Source organism: Paraglaciecola mesophila KMM 241, from assembly GCF_000315015.1.
Taxonomy (GTDB): Bacteria; Pseudomonadota; Gammaproteobacteria; order Enterobacterales; family Alteromonadaceae; genus Paraglaciecola; species Paraglaciecola mesophila.
This window is the reverse complement of sequence record NZ_BAEP01000075.1, coordinates 293,164-308,336: the sequence shown is the minus strand read 5'-3', so window position 1 is coordinate 308,336 and position 15,173 is coordinate 293,164. Positions and strand designations below refer to the sequence as shown.

Annotated in this window: 11 protein-coding genes; 3 read left to right on the top strand and 8 right to left on the bottom strand. The window is 44.6% G+C overall.

Going from position 1 to position 15,173, the window contains the following annotated elements:
• Window positions 1-26: 26 nt before the first annotated feature.
• The 8 genes from GMES_RS19140 to GMES_RS19105 form a co-directional block, all read right to left on the bottom strand.
• Complete coding sequence (locus tag GMES_RS19140) at window positions 27-1,232, bottom strand: hypothetical protein (protein ID WP_006994452.1); 1,206 nt, start codon at window positions 1,230-1,232, stop codon at window positions 27-29.
• A gap of 23 nt (window positions 1,233-1,255) precedes the next feature.
• Window positions 1,256-3,613 carry a putative bifunctional diguanylate cyclase/phosphodiesterase gene (locus tag GMES_RS19135; protein ID WP_006994451.1) on the bottom strand — a complete coding sequence of 786 codons (2,358 nt, stop codon included), beginning with the start codon at window positions 3,611-3,613 and terminating at the stop codon, window positions 1,256-1,258.
• Window positions 3,606-4,247: a methylamine utilization protein gene (locus tag GMES_RS19130; RefSeq protein ID WP_226990342.1), complete on the bottom strand. Its 642-nt coding sequence runs from the start codon at window positions 4,245-4,247 to the stop codon at window positions 3,606-3,608. Before GMES_RS19130 ends, GMES_RS19135 begins: the two co-directional genes overlap by 8 nt.
• Window positions 4,248-4,373: 126 nt before the next feature.
• The gene (locus tag GMES_RS19125) at window positions 4,374-8,138 is read right to left on the bottom strand and encodes a FimV/HubP family polar landmark protein (RefSeq protein WP_006994449.1); all 3,765 of its coding nucleotides are present in this window, start codon (window positions 8,136-8,138) and stop codon (window positions 4,374-4,376) included.
• A gap of 408 nt (window positions 8,139-8,546) precedes the next feature.
• A complete protein-coding gene (locus GMES_RS19120; protein ID WP_006994448.1) occupies window positions 8,547-9,563 on the bottom strand; it encodes an aspartate-semialdehyde dehydrogenase in 1,017 nt (338 codons plus the stop codon).
• A gap of 40 nt (window positions 9,564-9,603) precedes the next feature.
• Window positions 9,604-10,728, bottom strand: a complete 1,125-nt coding sequence (locus tag GMES_RS19115; RefSeq protein WP_006994447.1) for a 4-phosphoerythronate dehydrogenase — start codon at window positions 10,726-10,728, stop codon at window positions 9,604-9,606.
• A 219-nt stretch (window positions 10,729-10,947) separates the two neighbouring features.
• A complete protein-coding gene (locus tag GMES_RS19110; protein WP_006994446.1) occupies window positions 10,948-11,841 on the bottom strand; it encodes an alpha/beta fold hydrolase in 894 nt (297 codons plus the stop codon).
• Window positions 11,841-12,593 (bottom strand): class II aldolase/adducin family protein, encoded by a 753-nt coding sequence (locus tag GMES_RS19105; protein WP_006994445.1) that lies wholly within the window; start codon window positions 12,591-12,593, stop codon window positions 11,841-11,843. Before GMES_RS19105 ends, GMES_RS19110 begins: the two co-directional genes overlap by 1 nt.
• A 96-nt stretch (window positions 12,594-12,689) precedes the next feature.
• On the opposite strand from GMES_RS19105, the gene GMES_RS19100 reads away from it, so the two are divergent.
• The 3 genes from GMES_RS19100 (at window position 12,690) to GMES_RS19090 (ending at window position 15,172) form a co-directional block, all read left to right on the top strand.
• Window positions 12,690-13,382, top strand: a complete 693-nt coding sequence (locus GMES_RS19100) for a Crp/Fnr family transcriptional regulator (RefSeq protein WP_006994443.1) — start codon at window positions 12,690-12,692, stop codon at window positions 13,380-13,382.
• A 144-nt stretch (window positions 13,383-13,526) separates the two neighbouring features.
• A complete protein-coding gene (locus tag GMES_RS19095; protein ID WP_006994442.1) occupies window positions 13,527-14,543 on the top strand; it encodes a putative porin in 1,017 nt (338 codons plus the stop codon).
• On the top strand, window positions 14,543-15,172 hold the full coding sequence (locus tag GMES_RS19090) for a hypothetical protein (protein WP_006994441.1): 630 nt from the start codon (window positions 14,543-14,545) through the stop codon (window positions 15,170-15,172). Before GMES_RS19095 ends, GMES_RS19090 begins: the two co-directional genes overlap by 1 nt.
• The last annotated feature ends 1 nt before the right edge of the window (window position 15,173 follow it).

Below are 15,173 nucleotides of genomic sequence, written 5' to 3'. Positions count from 1 at the left end.
GTTTTTGTATCTATATATTAGTGCTTCTAGCGCCATCTGTACTGGGCCACGGCAAGGGTTTGTTGCTGATTTTGTCTTTGTTGCTCGCCAAGCGTCGAACGAATATCAGCGCTATTACGATTAAAATGTTGCTCTAGCCCCACTTGCCAATTTTTATCAATGGTATAACGCCATGCGAAGGTCACAGCCTGCCCGTCGCTGTTGTTTGGATCGTCTGGGAATATGTCATCTTCCCCAACATTAAAGTCATCGTAGCGGGCGCTGAATCGATGTGAGCCGACTTTATGGCTATACATGACATAGTATGCGTCGAAATTGATGTATACAAATCGCTGCCCCATGTGGCTGCTGCCTGTTAACCATTGGGCAATGAATCGTCCATTTGGCGTGACGTCATGTGAGAGCGCCAACGAATGAAACTTAGTACGCCAAGCGTATAAACGCTGAGAATTCACGACGTTTGGATTGGCCTGATTGTCGTAAAAATAATAACGGACTTTACTGCTGTGATAGTAATTCAGGTGTGCACCTAGGTAATACCCTACTCTGCTATCAAGCTCATGAAATGGCTCCACATAAGACGGATGAAAGATTCCGTTAGGATCCACAACCGTAGGGTAATTAGCGAACACAACTCTATCATTGTGCAAGCTTTGTCTATCGTGCATTGCAAAGCCTCGCCAGCTAAGCACGGTACCCAAGGTATCGTTGCCTTTAAAAGCCCCAGCTGTTACTTCCCAAGTCAATGGACTGCGACGACTGCGCCCTGAACTAAATAACGATCCTTCGATACCTGCAATCCTGAGTTCTTCGCCAACCCAACTGTTGATAGCAGATTGCGTGTAGGTATAGGGCGATAGCCATCCTAAATCCACATTCTCAAGAGACAAACGCGGGTAAAAGAACCCTGCTCTCGATTTAAAACGGACCTGACGATGAGACAAAGGCTTATAGTGTATGGTTGCTTGTGAAATACCCAAGCGTTGCTCACCTAGCTGATACAGGTTAGCGCTGACATCATAGGAGAAACTCGATGATAACCGATCCGCTACTCTTAATACGCCTTGCTGTAAATGCACTGCATTATCTTGATACGCAAGAATACCGGTTCCTTTATCAAGCCACGGTGTATGATCACCACCGTGCACAATATTCACCTGAATGAGGCCGCTGAATTGCTGGGCACTTACAGGATTTTGCCAACCGACTATTATATAAAAACCAAGTAACATTGCAGGCCCAAAACGCGGCCACCTCATTGTGAGCACGAAGCTAATCCCTGTTCGGTAAACGTTTCATACCAAGCGATTAATTCATCAGCGCGCAATGCCTTAGTCATGTAATAGCCTTGTGCCTTGGTGCAACCGACTTCTATTAAAAACTCTAACGTTGCGAGGTCTTCAACCCCTTCAGCTACTGTTGTAAGCCCTAAATTTCGCGCTAGGCTGACTAGCGTTTTCACCATCACTCTGTCTTCTTGATTTGTGGCTAACGCAAGTACAAATGCCTTATCAATTTTGAGTTCATCTACAGGCATTTTTTTTAGTTGAGCCATCGAAGAATAGCCCGTACCAAAGTCATCAATAGACAAGGACACGCCCATATCTCGCAGTAAGTTTAATGCCTTGAGGGCATTTTCTGGATCGCCCATAACCGCACTTTCAGTCACTTCCATTGTCAATGAACTGGGAGGTAAATCGAACTCATTGAGCAAGGAATTAATGCTCGCTGGTAACGACAGATCAACTAAATCGATCGCTGAAATGTTCACTGCCACGGAAAAATATATGTTCTTATCGCGCCATTGTTTAAGTTGCTCGCACGCTGTTCTTAATGCCCATTGGGTAACGTGGCGAATAGCGCCTGTTTGCTCGGCTAATGGAATGAAGTCATCAGGGGGAACGAAACCATGTTCAGGGTGAAACCAGCGTATTAGGCATTCTAGCGTTTCTATTTTATCGTTCGCGATGGTTAATTTGGGTTGGTAATGTAGCTCTAATTGTCCCTCAGCTAACGCGCCTTTAAGCTGTGACATAAGACTTAATCGAACCACTGAATGTTTGTTAAGTGCATCATTATAAAGAGCGAATGGATTATGCTGCTCTTTACAACTGTACATCGCAATATCAGCACATTGCATAAGCCCTTGCAGCGACGAAGCGTGTTGTGGATAAAGGGCAATCCCCATTGAGCAGTCCACATCTAGCACTAGATTTTCTATCTTAAAGGGCTGCTCGAACACGCTTAGAAGATTTTGAGCCACATCTTGCGGGCGTGTATCAACCTCTTGAAGGCCGACCCAAGCATATTCATCTCCCCCTAATCGCGCACAAAAACCCTTGTTTTGCGTGTGGTTATGTAAGCGCTTGGCGATGGCAATAAGCAGTTCGTCGCCTAAATCATGACCTAGGGTATCGTTTATCTCTTTGAACCTGTCTACATCTATCATTAAAACGATCAACTCGCATTCTGGAGTTTGCCTGATCATGCCCCTGATATGGTTAGAAAATTGGATCCGGTTTGGGATATGGGTTAGCTCGTCAAAATAAGCCAGTTGGTGAATTTGTGCTTCACGATCTTGTATACCTAGTTGCATATCACTAAAGGCGCTGGAAAGCGTTTCTACTTCTCGGGTGTTTGCATTGGGAAAACTATCAACATTTTCACCTGCACGCATTCTGCGCGCGGCATCTATCAGTTTATGTAACGGCTTGGTAATTTCCCGTGATAGCAGTGTCGCACCTAATAAACCCAGCGCGGCAGCGGCCAACAAAATGAAGATTAACTGACCAATTAAACTTTCATTAGAAAGAAACGCATCATCTTCATCCATCGACAATACGATAAAAGCCGATTCACCTTGCCAAGTACCAAGCTCAAAAGCACTGTAAATTATGCTGGTAGAATTTACTGGTAAACTGTGAAGTCCTCGCGTTTCAGCGATTTCGCCTTGCCTTGAGCCCACAACGAAATGCGTTTCAGGGGTCGCTCCCAAAAGCACACTAGCATTGCCACCGAACAGTGTTATTTGCATATCGGTTAAATCCACCAGATGCGGTGTGAACAGTTTCTTTGCATCAATCCCCATCACGACCCAAGCATTGATTTGAGCCGAAGTTTCAACAAAGCGCACAGGAATTGAGCGCATAAGATAGTTACGCCCTTGGTAAGTAAACCAATGCAGAGTGGCTTTGGAAAATGCAGGAACAACTTGTTTGCTGTTTGCAAACGGCGATTGCGCTGCAATAAGTGGTGTGAAGTCCTTATCCAAAACCCAGTAGATATCTGCTCCTAAGCGGCTTTGGTAGTTAGACATAGCAGAGCCTAAAGAGCGTTGATCATTTTTAGCTGTTGCTATGAGTTGCTTCATGCTGAAATCTTTGGCGAGTGTAGCCATTCCGTTATCTAGCGCACTGGCTCGTCCCTCAACATTATCTTGCACAACGCCAGCAGAGGTTTGAATATGACTTAACAGTTGAGCTCTAGCGTGTTTGTAGGTGGCTTGCTGAACGAAATAAATGGTCACCACAACAATAATACCAAGCAAGAGCAAAAATATGAATGACATTCGCATTTGCAAAGAGGGTTTAATCAACACGCTTTTGCTACTCATATTCACCGAATTCATCTGCACTATCTTCAAAGGCATTTACATCAGGTAACAGAGCTGAAGGCACACTCATCTTAATCTGAGTATCACCTTTTACTGATAACATCATTTGGAATGACTCTGGGCTATCGCTGATACGTGGATGCCATGCATTAAGCGTATATTCACCGTCAGGCACGTTGATTGTCACCTCACCTGCGCTGCCCGATTTTTTAAAATACGGCGTATCCACTACATAAATATAACCCAGCATCCAGTCATGCACATTACACCCCATTTCCACCACACCAAGGTTGTCGAACAACAACGGATCCGCCCGCAACCCCTTGTATAGCTCTAACTCAAATACCTTAGCGCTAGAGAACGAGTATACGTGATGCTGAATCGAGTCAGAATTAGGAAAACTCACTTGAGTGTTACGCTGAACTGCAAGAATATGCGGGTAAAACTGGGTGTCGACTTGATCCATGATCGCCATGTTTTCAACGGGCTCTACAGATGCCGTTTTCGGTAAAAGATAAACCACAGCATTCACTAACGGTTTTTGCTGATTATCCAAAAGAGTAACCGCAATGTTGCCAGCATAACTGACTGAATTTGCCATGATTAGCAATAGAAAGAAAATGAACCTAGTCACAGCCGCCTCAATTTTTTGAATAATACTAACTTATTTTTTGTTGATGTATTAAATAAAGACGCTTTTTTACGACATTTAATCGGGTAGAGACAACGACATCACGTCGTCTTTGTCGTAATTTCTTACTTAGTCATTTTCGGATAGGCTAGCCAAGACACGCTTAGCTTCATCTGATTGCGGGGGATGTCCGTTTTCAATGATTTCTTCAAGTAGCTCTGTAGCTGATTCAGTCTCACCTATTTCGATATAGGCATGGGCTAAATCAAGCTTAGCGCCAAAGCCGTCATCACTGTCCACGTCGATATGATCAACGTCGCCTTGTGCCCCTGAGAATTCACCCATCACGGATTCTAAATCTAGTGCTTTTTCCGGTGAGGGATCCGCAGTGATACTGTCATTCAGCAAGTCGTCAACGTCTAGAAAATCGCGATCTTGCCCATGGGGATCGCTTTCTTCCAGTAACGTTGCTATGTCCACCGCGCCATCAATATCTTGCCCAGCTTGATTGGTGTTGCTGAGTGATGGCTCGCTTTCAGACGTTGCAGAAATGGCATCGCCTAAATCTTCATCTAAAGTCTGTAACATGTCATCGAATGAGGCTGATTCTAGGTTCTCAATAGCCCCTTTATCGTCTTCATTGACTTCGTTTAACCAATCCCCAAGTTCAGGAAATTCATCTAATTCTTCACTATCTTTCGCAGAAGAAGGTGTTAATGATTCGTTATCGGACAACGTCTCGCTATTGCCAGAATCATCGTCTAGAACAAAGTTCTCTAGCGCGTGCTCTAATTCATCATCATTGAAATCACCTAAGGCATCTATATCGTCTAAATCCATCGCATCAGATGGCAGAGCACTTTCCTTAGGCTGAGATGGCTCAACACTCGTTTTAGGCCCATCATCGTCAAAATCTGCTAGGGCTTTTTCTAATTCGCCATCATCGAAATCACCTAAGGCATCTATATCGTCCAAATTCATCGGATCAGATGACGTTTCGCTTTCATCCGCTTGAGAGGGCTCGTCATTCGCCTCAGACGTCGTTTCATCGAAATCAGCAAGTGCTTGCTCTAACGCATTATCTTCACTGATAACATCTGAGTCAGTATCTAATTCCAGCTCTTCACTTTCTGGCTCATCGACTGGTTCGTCAGTGATTGCCGTCTCAGGTGCGGTTTCCTCCGCTGACGGCTCTGATTCCTCTGTTGCAAGCTCGTCGGTTTGATCAACTATCGGCGTTGAATCTTCATGGTCTGCCCGAACCTCTTCAAGCGGCTCGTCCTCTGTCGCCGGGCTTTCATCTACTGAGTCGTCTAATGACTCGTTAGCCTCTGCTGCTTCTGGGGTTAAATCTTCTTCTAGAGACTGTGATTCCTCTGTTACAGACTCCTCGGTCTGTTCAGCTATCGGCGTTGATTCTTCATGGTCTGTCCCAGCCTCTTCAAGCGGCTCGTCTTCTGTCGCCGAATTTTGATCTACTGAGACTTCTAATAACTCGTTAGTCTCTGCTACTTCTGGAGTTAAATCTTCTTCTAGAGACTGTGATTCCTCTGTTACAAGCTCATCGGCCTGCTCAGCCGTCGGTGTTAATTCTTCATTTACAGATTCGTCAGTGTTTGCGGCCTCTGGGGGTAATTCCTCTTCTAAAGACTTTGATTCTTCTGCTTCAAACTCATTGGCCTGCCCAGCTATCGGCGTTGATTCTTCATGGTCTGTTGCAGCCTCTTCAAGCGGCACGTCCTCTGTCCCCGGGATTTCATCTACTGATTCGTCAGTGTTTGCGGCCTCTGGGGGTAATTCCTCTTCTAAAGACTTTGATTCTTCTGCTTCAAACTCATCGGCCTGCTCAGCTGTTAGCGCTGGCTCTTCAACTTCAGTTCCAATATCTTCATCTGCTGGCGTCAAATCTTCTACTGACAGATTTTCAACATCATGTTCAATTTTTTCAGTTCCATGGCTATCAGCTTCAGCAAAAATATCGCCTAAGCCTTCCGTAATCTTGTCTAGTTCCTGAATATCATGTTGCGGCGTACCGGTAAATTCTGGCTCGGATGCATCCTCTTCATCAGGGAGCATGTCCTGCATCATCTCGACTTGTTCAAGTTCATCAATCAAGTTGCTGGTGATGTTGTCTAGCTCTTCACTTTGCGATGCAATCTCTTTATCGAGTTGCTCGAGCATATCTTCATTGATGGGGTCATCTGCATTCACTTCAGATGATTCTGGCAACTCAGGTTTAGGCTCCACGAGTAAATCATCGATACTGATTTCAGGTTGCTCATCAGTGTCATCCACCTGGGAGACTGCCCCAGCGTCGCTTGATGTTTCCTGCAGTGGCTCGTTAGATGCATCATCAGTGGTTTCGACGTCGATGTCATCCAAATCGTTATCGTCTAAATCTAGGTCTTCATCCCCTAGCTCTTCGACAATTTCGGCTTCAGTTGCGCTTTCTACTTTCGCCGACTCGTCGAGATCTATATCAAAGTCAAAATTTTCGTCGTCTAGGGCGCTCGACTCCTCTGTGTTTTCAGCTTCAGAAGTTTCTGCTTGAGTTTCGTCTATTTCTACCTTCGCAGTTTCGGCTTCTTGCGCGTCTGCCTGGCTTTCTTCCTTATCTTCATCAGACAGGCTGATGTTATCCATTTCCTCATCGATTTCAGCCAACAGATCGTCTTCATCTTCGAATAGGTTGTCTAGATCATCTTGGTCAAGTTCGTCACTTCCTGCTTCGAACTCTTCTGTCGGATTGAGTTCGCTATCTGGCACCAACATATCATCGCCAAGATCATCGAATTCTTCTTTGCCATCAAGTTCTTGGGTGTCATCGAGCTCTTGCGCGTCGTCAAATGATTCCTTCAGCTCTTCTGCTAATACGTCGTCGGGAACATCTTGTTCGCCAAATAAATTATCGTCATCTAGTTCCGAGGTTAATTCTTCGCTTAAGGCATCAGACAGATCGTCCATCTCGCTGGCCACATAGGTATCAGCCGGCTCGTCTTTTGTTGCCAATAAGTCTAGATCCATCTCCTGCGGCTTTTTACGCTTCACCAGCCAGTAAGCAAAACCACCTAAGATCAGCAAAGAAACTAAGATTGAGGATATAATCAGGGTCAGTGGTTTCATCAACCAATCCGTGAAACCGCCTCGTTGCTGCTCTGCTAACGCTTTGGCCTCAGCGTCACGAGATTTAGCAAGAAGCTCTTCAATGCTCTTGCCCATTTGCGACATTTGTTCGTCTCGCATTTCTTCTTGATTGCGAATTTCTGCTAAGTCTTTGTTAACCGAATCAAGGCTTTCGAAAACGCGCTGGTTTTCATTGATAATAGTTTGAACGCTAAGAATAGACTCGGCAAATTGTTGCCGAATTTCTTGAAATTGACGATTTTGTTCCTCATCGATAGCACCTAAACGTTTTTCAATTATGTCTTTGGTTTCGTCTAAATCGTCTTTACTGGCTAATTTTTTATTGACGTTACCTGTTGCGCCAGCACCAAGAGTTTCACCACCTAAATTAAGTAGCTGGTTGTCGTAGCGCACTTTTGAAATCGCTTGGGCTTCGTTTACCCTTTTCACATACTTAGAAGCCGGAAGACGTAAAATGGCTCCGTCTCGCATCAGATTTATGTTATTGCGTTCAAACGCATCGGGGTTGAGCTCGTAGGTGGCGAGCATCACTTGATATATGGAGTGATTGGTATTCTGTCTTGCGTCACTTGCGATACGCCAAAGTGTGTCAGCGGCCGTTATTGGGCCATATGTTTGACCTGAGTAATCTGAATCGCTACTTTTGGGACCTTTAATACGGATTTGCTGAAAATCGGCTGAGTGTAAACCAATAGAAAAGGTTAAGGTGAGGCTCGCTACAAATAAGAGGGCTAGCGTTCGCAAATTCATTGATCCTTTATGCCTCGAAATTAGGGTAAATAAGCCGCCATCTGGTTATCTACAATATCATTTATTATTATCGATACGCGCACTTGCATACGACGAATCATAGCAAAGAATATTCCACAAATTCATAAACTAAGTGGATTACATCTTCACGACTTACTATAAACCAGAAGATTCAGATGATCTAGAATGGCATAATTGCCATTTTCCTATCAATTCGCCTAAGAACATAACAACTAAAACATCACACGATTTATGCTAAGGCTATGTCTTATTATCGGCACATGCAGTAAAAATATGAATATATAAGCCATTAAACTATAAGCAAATATTTAGAACTATTGACTGCACAAATAATTAACCCACGGCCGTGAAGTACGCACCGTGGGTTAAAGTTGAGCTATTCGTTGATCACATGTAATCGCGAATAAGCACCTCTGCAATTTGGATACTGTTAGTCGCTGCGCCCTTGCGCACGTTATCAGAAACAACCCACATATTTAGGCCATTGGGGTGACTGATATCGTTACGAACACGCCCTACGTGCACATCATCATTTCCGCTCGCATCACTTACTTGAGTAGGGAAGTCGGCTGGGTCCGCTTTTAGAACAATACCTGGCGCTTCAGCCAGTAAGTTTTTCGCATCTTGTGCATCAATCGGGGTACGCGTTTCTATGTGTATCGCTTCACCGTGACCATAAAATACCGGAACACGCACTGCTGTGGCGTTCACACGAATGCTTTCGTCACCCAAAATTTTCTGAGTTTCCCACACCATCTTCATTTCTTCTTTGGTGTAATCGTTGTCTAAAAACACATCTATTTGTGGAATAACGTTAAACGCGATTTGGCGACTAAAGGCTTCAGGCTTTGCTTCTTGCCCATTTAGTAGCGCGGCAGTTTGCTTCGCCAGTTCATCCATAGACTCTTTACCGCCCCCTGATACCGACTGGTAAGTGCACACGTTAATGCGATCAATACCCACTGCGTCGTGGATTGGCTTAAGTGCAACCATCATTTGAATGGTTGAACAGTTAGGGTTAGCGATGATGTTGCGATTACGAAAGTCAGCCAATGCATGGGCATTCACTTCCGGCACCACTAGTGGGATATCCGGTTCATAACGGTAGTGCGATGTATTATCGATAACCACGCAACCTGCTTCTGCAGCGATAGGAGCAAATTTCTCAGAAACACTGCCGCCCGCTGAAAAGAAACCTAATTGCACTAGGCTCCAATCGAAGGTATCTGCGTCTAGCACCGTCACTTCTTCACCCTTAAACGTCACCGTACCACCAGCTGAACGTGAGCTCGCTAATGGGTAAAGTTTATTGACTGGAAATCCTCTTTGTTCAAGAATTTCAATCATGTGTTGTCCTACTAAACCAGTAGCACCCAACACGGCGACATCAAAAGACCGAGACATGTAGCATAACTCCTAAAATGTGATTGTTTATTTAAGTAACTTATTTACGGTTGAATCCGAGTGCGTAGATTGCCTCTGATCCGGTATAATTTCCAGTATTTACGCTAAGTGCAGCGAATTCTCTTCGAATAGAATAGTTTTTTCGGATATATCTAAACTGATCCGGCTGTTCAATGGTCTCTTTAAACTGCTTTGAGTCCTTTCGAATGTCATACACACTGAGCACTAATGCACTTAGTTGCGCTTGCCCGCTTAAAGTTTCATCAAGAGTAATACTGTCTGGCTGTGGTGCTGGCAAATAATCGCTAAGCTTTTTCGTCGCATTAAAACCAAATTGTTCGCACACTTGCTGATAAAGCATTTCAGTACCGCGCGCTTTTCCCTCAACGGTGTGCCCAGCAATATGCGCTGTGGCTAATGCGATATAGGGTACAAGTGCTTGGTCGATATCTGGTTCGTTTTCCCACACATCTAACACAACATTTAGCTTGCGCCCTGATTCAAAGCTATCTAGCAACGCTTTATTATCAATGACTTCACCGCGACAAGCGTTAATCAAAAGCTGGTCTTCACCCAATTGCCCGATACGTTTAGCATCAAACATATGCCCTGTATTGTATTGACCGCCTTCAACTAAAGGCACATGCAAGCTAATGATATCGCACTGCATGATGGTATCCATATCGACAAAATCTCTGGTGTCGCCAGCATCTGCCAACGGGGGATCGCACAAATGGTAGCGAATACCCAGCGCTGTCAGTTTCTCAGTTAAGCGAGTGCCTACGTGGCCCGCTCCGACAATACCCACCGTTTTAGCGGTTAACTGCCAACCAAGTTTTTCAGCCATAACGAATAACGCACTAAGGACATATTCGGCAACCGCTATTGCATTGCAGCCTGCTGCAGAGTGAATATCTAATCCACGGCTGCGCAAGTAATCTTTATCGAGATGATTAATACCTGCGGTCGCTGTGCCCACATATTTGATGTTTTGATTGGCTTTAAGAAGCTCAGCATTGACCTTAGTCGTCGAGCGCACCAATAACACGTCAGCATCTGCGACGAGCGCGCCATTGACGTCTTTGTGGGAAAAAATCTGGCTGTCACCTAACCCTGCAAAAAATTCAGCAGCATAAGGCAGACTGTCTTCATAATAAATTTTCAACTGATGGGACCTCATAGCACGCCAGCGAATTGCCGCTACGCCCGAAAAAAAGAGCGCAAGTATGCCACGGTGAATCAATAAGCTAAATGCCCATAAGAGATTTTCTAGGGTGTTTAGGTAATGGTCTAATCACTTGCGCGACTGAATGTAGACAAAATCCGCAATTCAAAAGACGCAAACCATACAGGTTTATCAAAGCAACCCAGGGTTATCGCTCTATCAGCTGTGTAGCGCCACAAATGCTTGATATAATTCTGTGACTTGCTGGGGCGCTTCAAGTTGAGGATAGTGGCCAACGTCCAGCCCATGGGTTTGAGCACTAGGCAGTAGTTTTTCAAATTGACGTAACATATGCCGACCCGATATTGGATCGTGTATACCATTCACGAAACACTGAGCAACTGGTGTGCGCTGCATGGCAGTGATCCATCGTGCACCATGCACTTTGCGCTCATCTATGTAGCCCAGTAAGCTGGACAGTACTCGTTTTCCTTGCTTCCATTCAAGTAACTCATACAAAATTGCAACATGCGCTGCTTCAGGCTGGCTTCGTGGTCCAAAGATTTTCGCAAAACTGTTGTGCAAACTCCTCAAGCTCATACATTTTGCCACCAAAGGCCCCAAAGGGCTTTTAAGTAACTTTTGTGTTAGCAGCGGGCGATGGTGATCCGCAAACAACCCTCCATTTAGATAACAAAGGCTTTTGACGTTCAAGCCCATTCTTTTTTCATGTTGGCGAGCCAATAATTCTTGGGCGACTGAGTCTCCATAATCATGAGCAAGAATATGGCATTGCCCAATATCTAAATAGGCCATCAGCTTTTCAACGATATCCGCTTGCTCGAGCAAACTATAATCGTGTTTATGCGGCTTATCTGATAACCCTAATCCCAGTAAGTCCAGGCACACTAACCGGTATTGTTGGCGTAATATCTGCCACTGATAGTGCCAATCCCATGCTGCGCTGGGAAAGCCATGGATCAGTAAGATCCATGGTGCGTCATTTGCTACAGCTTCCTTGTCTTGTGCAGTCCAGTAGGCAATTTGGTACTCACCAATCTGGGCGTAACTCGCACTTGATTGATACTGCGCAAGAGTAGGAAAATCATGCATTATTCATCGTAGCCTGGGTTGGTACGGTCAAGTTTACGTAAAATACCCGGCCAAGCGAGAGCGCCACCAGCTGAGCGTGTCACTTGTTTTGCTTGCGCTCTGATACCAGCCAGAATATGCTCCGGAATGGGATTAAGCTCTTGTCCTGATGCTTGCGCTTGCAGCTGAATCTCACAAGAGCGCTGCAACAGAAACATCCCTAAAAATGCATCTGCGATAGACTCAGCGCAAGTGAGTAGTCCATGATTGCGTAAAATCATAAAGCTAGTGGTACCAAGGTCTGCCACCAAACGTTTTTTCTCATCCGGATTTAACGCAACCCCTTCATATTCGTGATATGAAATAGAGGATAACGCGAATAAAGACTGCTGACTTAGGGGCAACAATCCTTCTTTTTGCGTAGACACAGCGATACCTGCCGTAGTGTGTAAATGCATCACACATTGAGCATCTTCTCGCGCTTCGTGCACAGCACTATGGATAACAAAACCAGCTGGGTTTATGTCATATTCTGATTCCATTACCTTGTTGCCTTGTAAATCCACTTTCACCAAACTGGATGCAGTAACTTCGTCAAACATCATGCCGTATGGATTGATCAAAAAGTGATGCTCAGGCCCAGGCACTCGTGCTGAGATATGAGTAAAGACCAAATCATCCCAACCATAATGAGCAACCATACGGTAGGCTGCCGCTAGGTCGACTCTGGCTTTCCATTCTTGTTCACTGACATGTTGCTTTACTGATGACATTAATTTACTTCTTTTCGATTGTTAAATTTGTGCTCACAACTTAATCTACCGACACCATTCAAACTGTCGCCTATGCGACAATTAAAAATAAATCCCATGTTATTAGACTCTATCAGGCCCATTCTTAATCAAAGTTCTTGGTTCAAATCACTTCCTCAAGACGCGATTGAACAGCTTGTCACCGCGGCAAAATTGAAGCGCGTAGACACAGGTCAATTGGTTTATCAAAAGCATGATTTAGGCGACGGCTTGTATTGCGTAATGTCGGGTAAGGTACGTTTAAGTAATGTCACTCTGGAAGGAAAGGAGCTCATTTTAACTTGGATGCAACCCGGCAATTGGTTTGGGGAGATTTCACTGTTTGACGGATTACCACGGGCTCACGATGCTCATGCAGATGAGCCCTGTGAGTTACTGAAAATTTCCAGTCAGGACTTTAAAGCCTTGCTGATTGAGCGTCCCGCGCTTTACCCACATTTCATGCGTTTGCTATGTCAGCGCATTCGCACCACATTTTCGTTCATCGATGAAACCGGAAGCTTGTCTCTAAAAGGGAAATTATGCGGCCGTATTTTACTGCTCGCAGAGGGTTTAGAGCATCAAGCTCCTATCGAAAATGGGGCGAGCTTGTGCATTTCTCAAGAATCTCTCGCCTTGATGCTGCACAGTTCAAGGCAAACGGTGAATAAGCTATTGCAAGAATTACAGCAGCAAGGCGTTATTAAAGTTCACTATGGGAAAATAACCATTTTGCAGCACGCTATGCTTAAAACCCTATGTCAGATTTAATTTTCAGCGCAGCTCGACTAGAATGAATAACAGTTTCAGTCATCCTGATGTACCAATCAGGTATAGGTCTAATATGAAACGCTGTGATTCAAAGCTACCCTACTGCCTCTGATACATAAAGTAAATTAAGGAACGCTGCTGTTCATGAGATTCACCCTTGCACTTAATTATTTCATTCTGGCGATAGGTGCTTATCTAATCTCTTTTTTCGTTCAAGCCGCATCCCAAACATCCGGCTCATGGATTGATTCAAGCCGCTGGACAATCGACGCTTCCGCGCGGGGCAGTCGCAATACTGACACCGAAAAAAATGCACAAACCTATGCATTGGGATTGGATTTTCATAAAGTATTTAGCGATGACTCTCACGATATCGGCACCCTTACCTTTCAGCCTTACTTAGTGAAAATCAGTAATGTAGCTCGCCCCCCATTTACGTTTGATGATGGTGATGACACTGAACTGACCTGGCGAATTGCAAATTTTAACTACACCGCTTTAGCGCAAGGTAAATTCAATATTCGTCTAGGTCACTTTGAAATACCTTATGGTTTAGAGTATGCCGAAGACACCAATGGCACTTTAAGACAATTGACGGCCAGTGATCGTGGCATAAAAGCAGATTGGGGTATTTCTCTTAACGGCATTTTACCCTACCTAGAATATGAAGTGGCCCTTACGCGGGGCTCAGGGAACGAGATAAAGAGCACTGACAACCCTCATGTATTTTCAGGTCGGATTGGTTCACCGAGCCATCGTAACCTGATCACTGGTATTTCTTGGTTCAAAGGTGACGTACTTACAAGAAATGGCGTGGTAGAGCGAGAAAGATATGGCTTTGACGTATCGTACTTCTATTACCAGTGGCAGTTTATGCTTGAATCATCCTTGGGTGAAACACAAGGCAATGACACAAGTCACAGCTTTGCCGAGATCGCTTGGATGAGCCCTCAAGAGCATTGGAAAAGTTACCTTCAGTTGGTTTATCAAGATATTGACGTGGAACAAAGGAACGACTTTGCCAGCTATTGGATATTCGGACTGAGATGGCAAAATGACGATGGGTTTGATTTAAGTGCTCAGTTTAAACATGATCTTAATTCAGCGTCTACAATTGAGACAGCGCCAGATTTAAGCCTGCAAGTAAGGTATAGATTATAATGAAGAACAAATACCCACGTTTCATCGCCCCCACCATTCGCTTAGGCTTGCTCGTTTTAGCCTTAGCTGTACCCACCGCCAACGCGGCTTTTTGTTCGTTACGAGATCCTATTTCAGCCATTCAAACTTTGTTTGATGAAGATAATCAATTTCGCTCTGTGGTCACCGATGTGACACACGAAGACCGAGAGCAACTTAAGCAATTACTGCCCTTTACAATACATCAAAGTGAAGTGGCCAAGCACACCTTGTACGTCGTTTATAACGGCGAAACGCCTCAGGGATTCTTACAGGCCCGTTCTGAATGGGCAAAATGGGGATTGGTGGAAATTGCTTGGGGAATGAATCTAGATAGAAGTGTAAAAGGGTTTTATTTTCAGCGTTGCCGAAGCCCACAATGCAATGACTCCGTTGTAGCAAGCATTTCTAAGGCGTTGAAAGGCAAAAACTTTTCTGAACTAAAGGGCTTACTTAGTGAGGATGGAAACGCCTTGTCTGCTACCGGTGAAGCGGCCTTCCCTATCGCCCCTAATTTAGCTCTTCTGACCTTGCATTCAGCGTTAAAAACCCTGGCTATTACCGATATTAGTTGGCAGCACGAAATCCAGAATATCACTCAGCGAGACTAAG

What these genes read in the sequence shown, in the direction of transcription:
- GMES_RS19125 (WP_006994449.1), bottom strand. Translation starts at nt 8,138, where the DNA reads ATGAATTTGCGAACGCTAGCCCTCTTATTTGTAGCGAGCCTCACCTTA.
- GMES_RS19110 (WP_006994446.1), bottom strand. Translation starts at nt 11,841, where the DNA reads ATGCATGATTTTCCTACTCTTGCGCAGTATCAATCAAGTGCGAGTTAC.
- GMES_RS19140 (WP_006994452.1), bottom strand. Translation starts at nt 1,232, where the DNA reads ATGTTACTTGGTTTTTATATAATAGTCGGTTGGCAAAATCCTGTAAGT.
- GMES_RS19100 (WP_006994443.1), top strand. Translation starts at nt 12,690, where the DNA reads ATGTTATTAGACTCTATCAGGCCCATTCTTAATCAAAGTTCTTGGTTC.
- GMES_RS19120 (WP_006994448.1), bottom strand. Translation starts at nt 9,563, where the DNA reads ATGTCTCGGTCTTTTGATGTCGCCGTGTTGGGTGCTACTGGTTTAGTA.
- GMES_RS19135 (WP_006994451.1), bottom strand. Translation starts at nt 3,613, where the DNA reads ATGAGTAGCAAAAGCGTGTTGATTAAACCCTCTTTGCAAATGCGAATG.
- GMES_RS19090 (WP_006994441.1), top strand. Translation starts at nt 14,543, where the DNA reads ATGAAGAACAAATACCCACGTTTCATCGCCCCCACCATTCGCTTAGGC.
- GMES_RS19095 (WP_006994442.1), top strand. Translation starts at nt 13,527, where the DNA reads ATGAGATTCACCCTTGCACTTAATTATTTCATTCTGGCGATAGGTGCT.
- GMES_RS19105 (WP_006994445.1), bottom strand. Translation starts at nt 12,593, where the DNA reads ATGTCATCAGTAAAGCAACATGTCAGTGAACAAGAATGGAAAGCCAGA.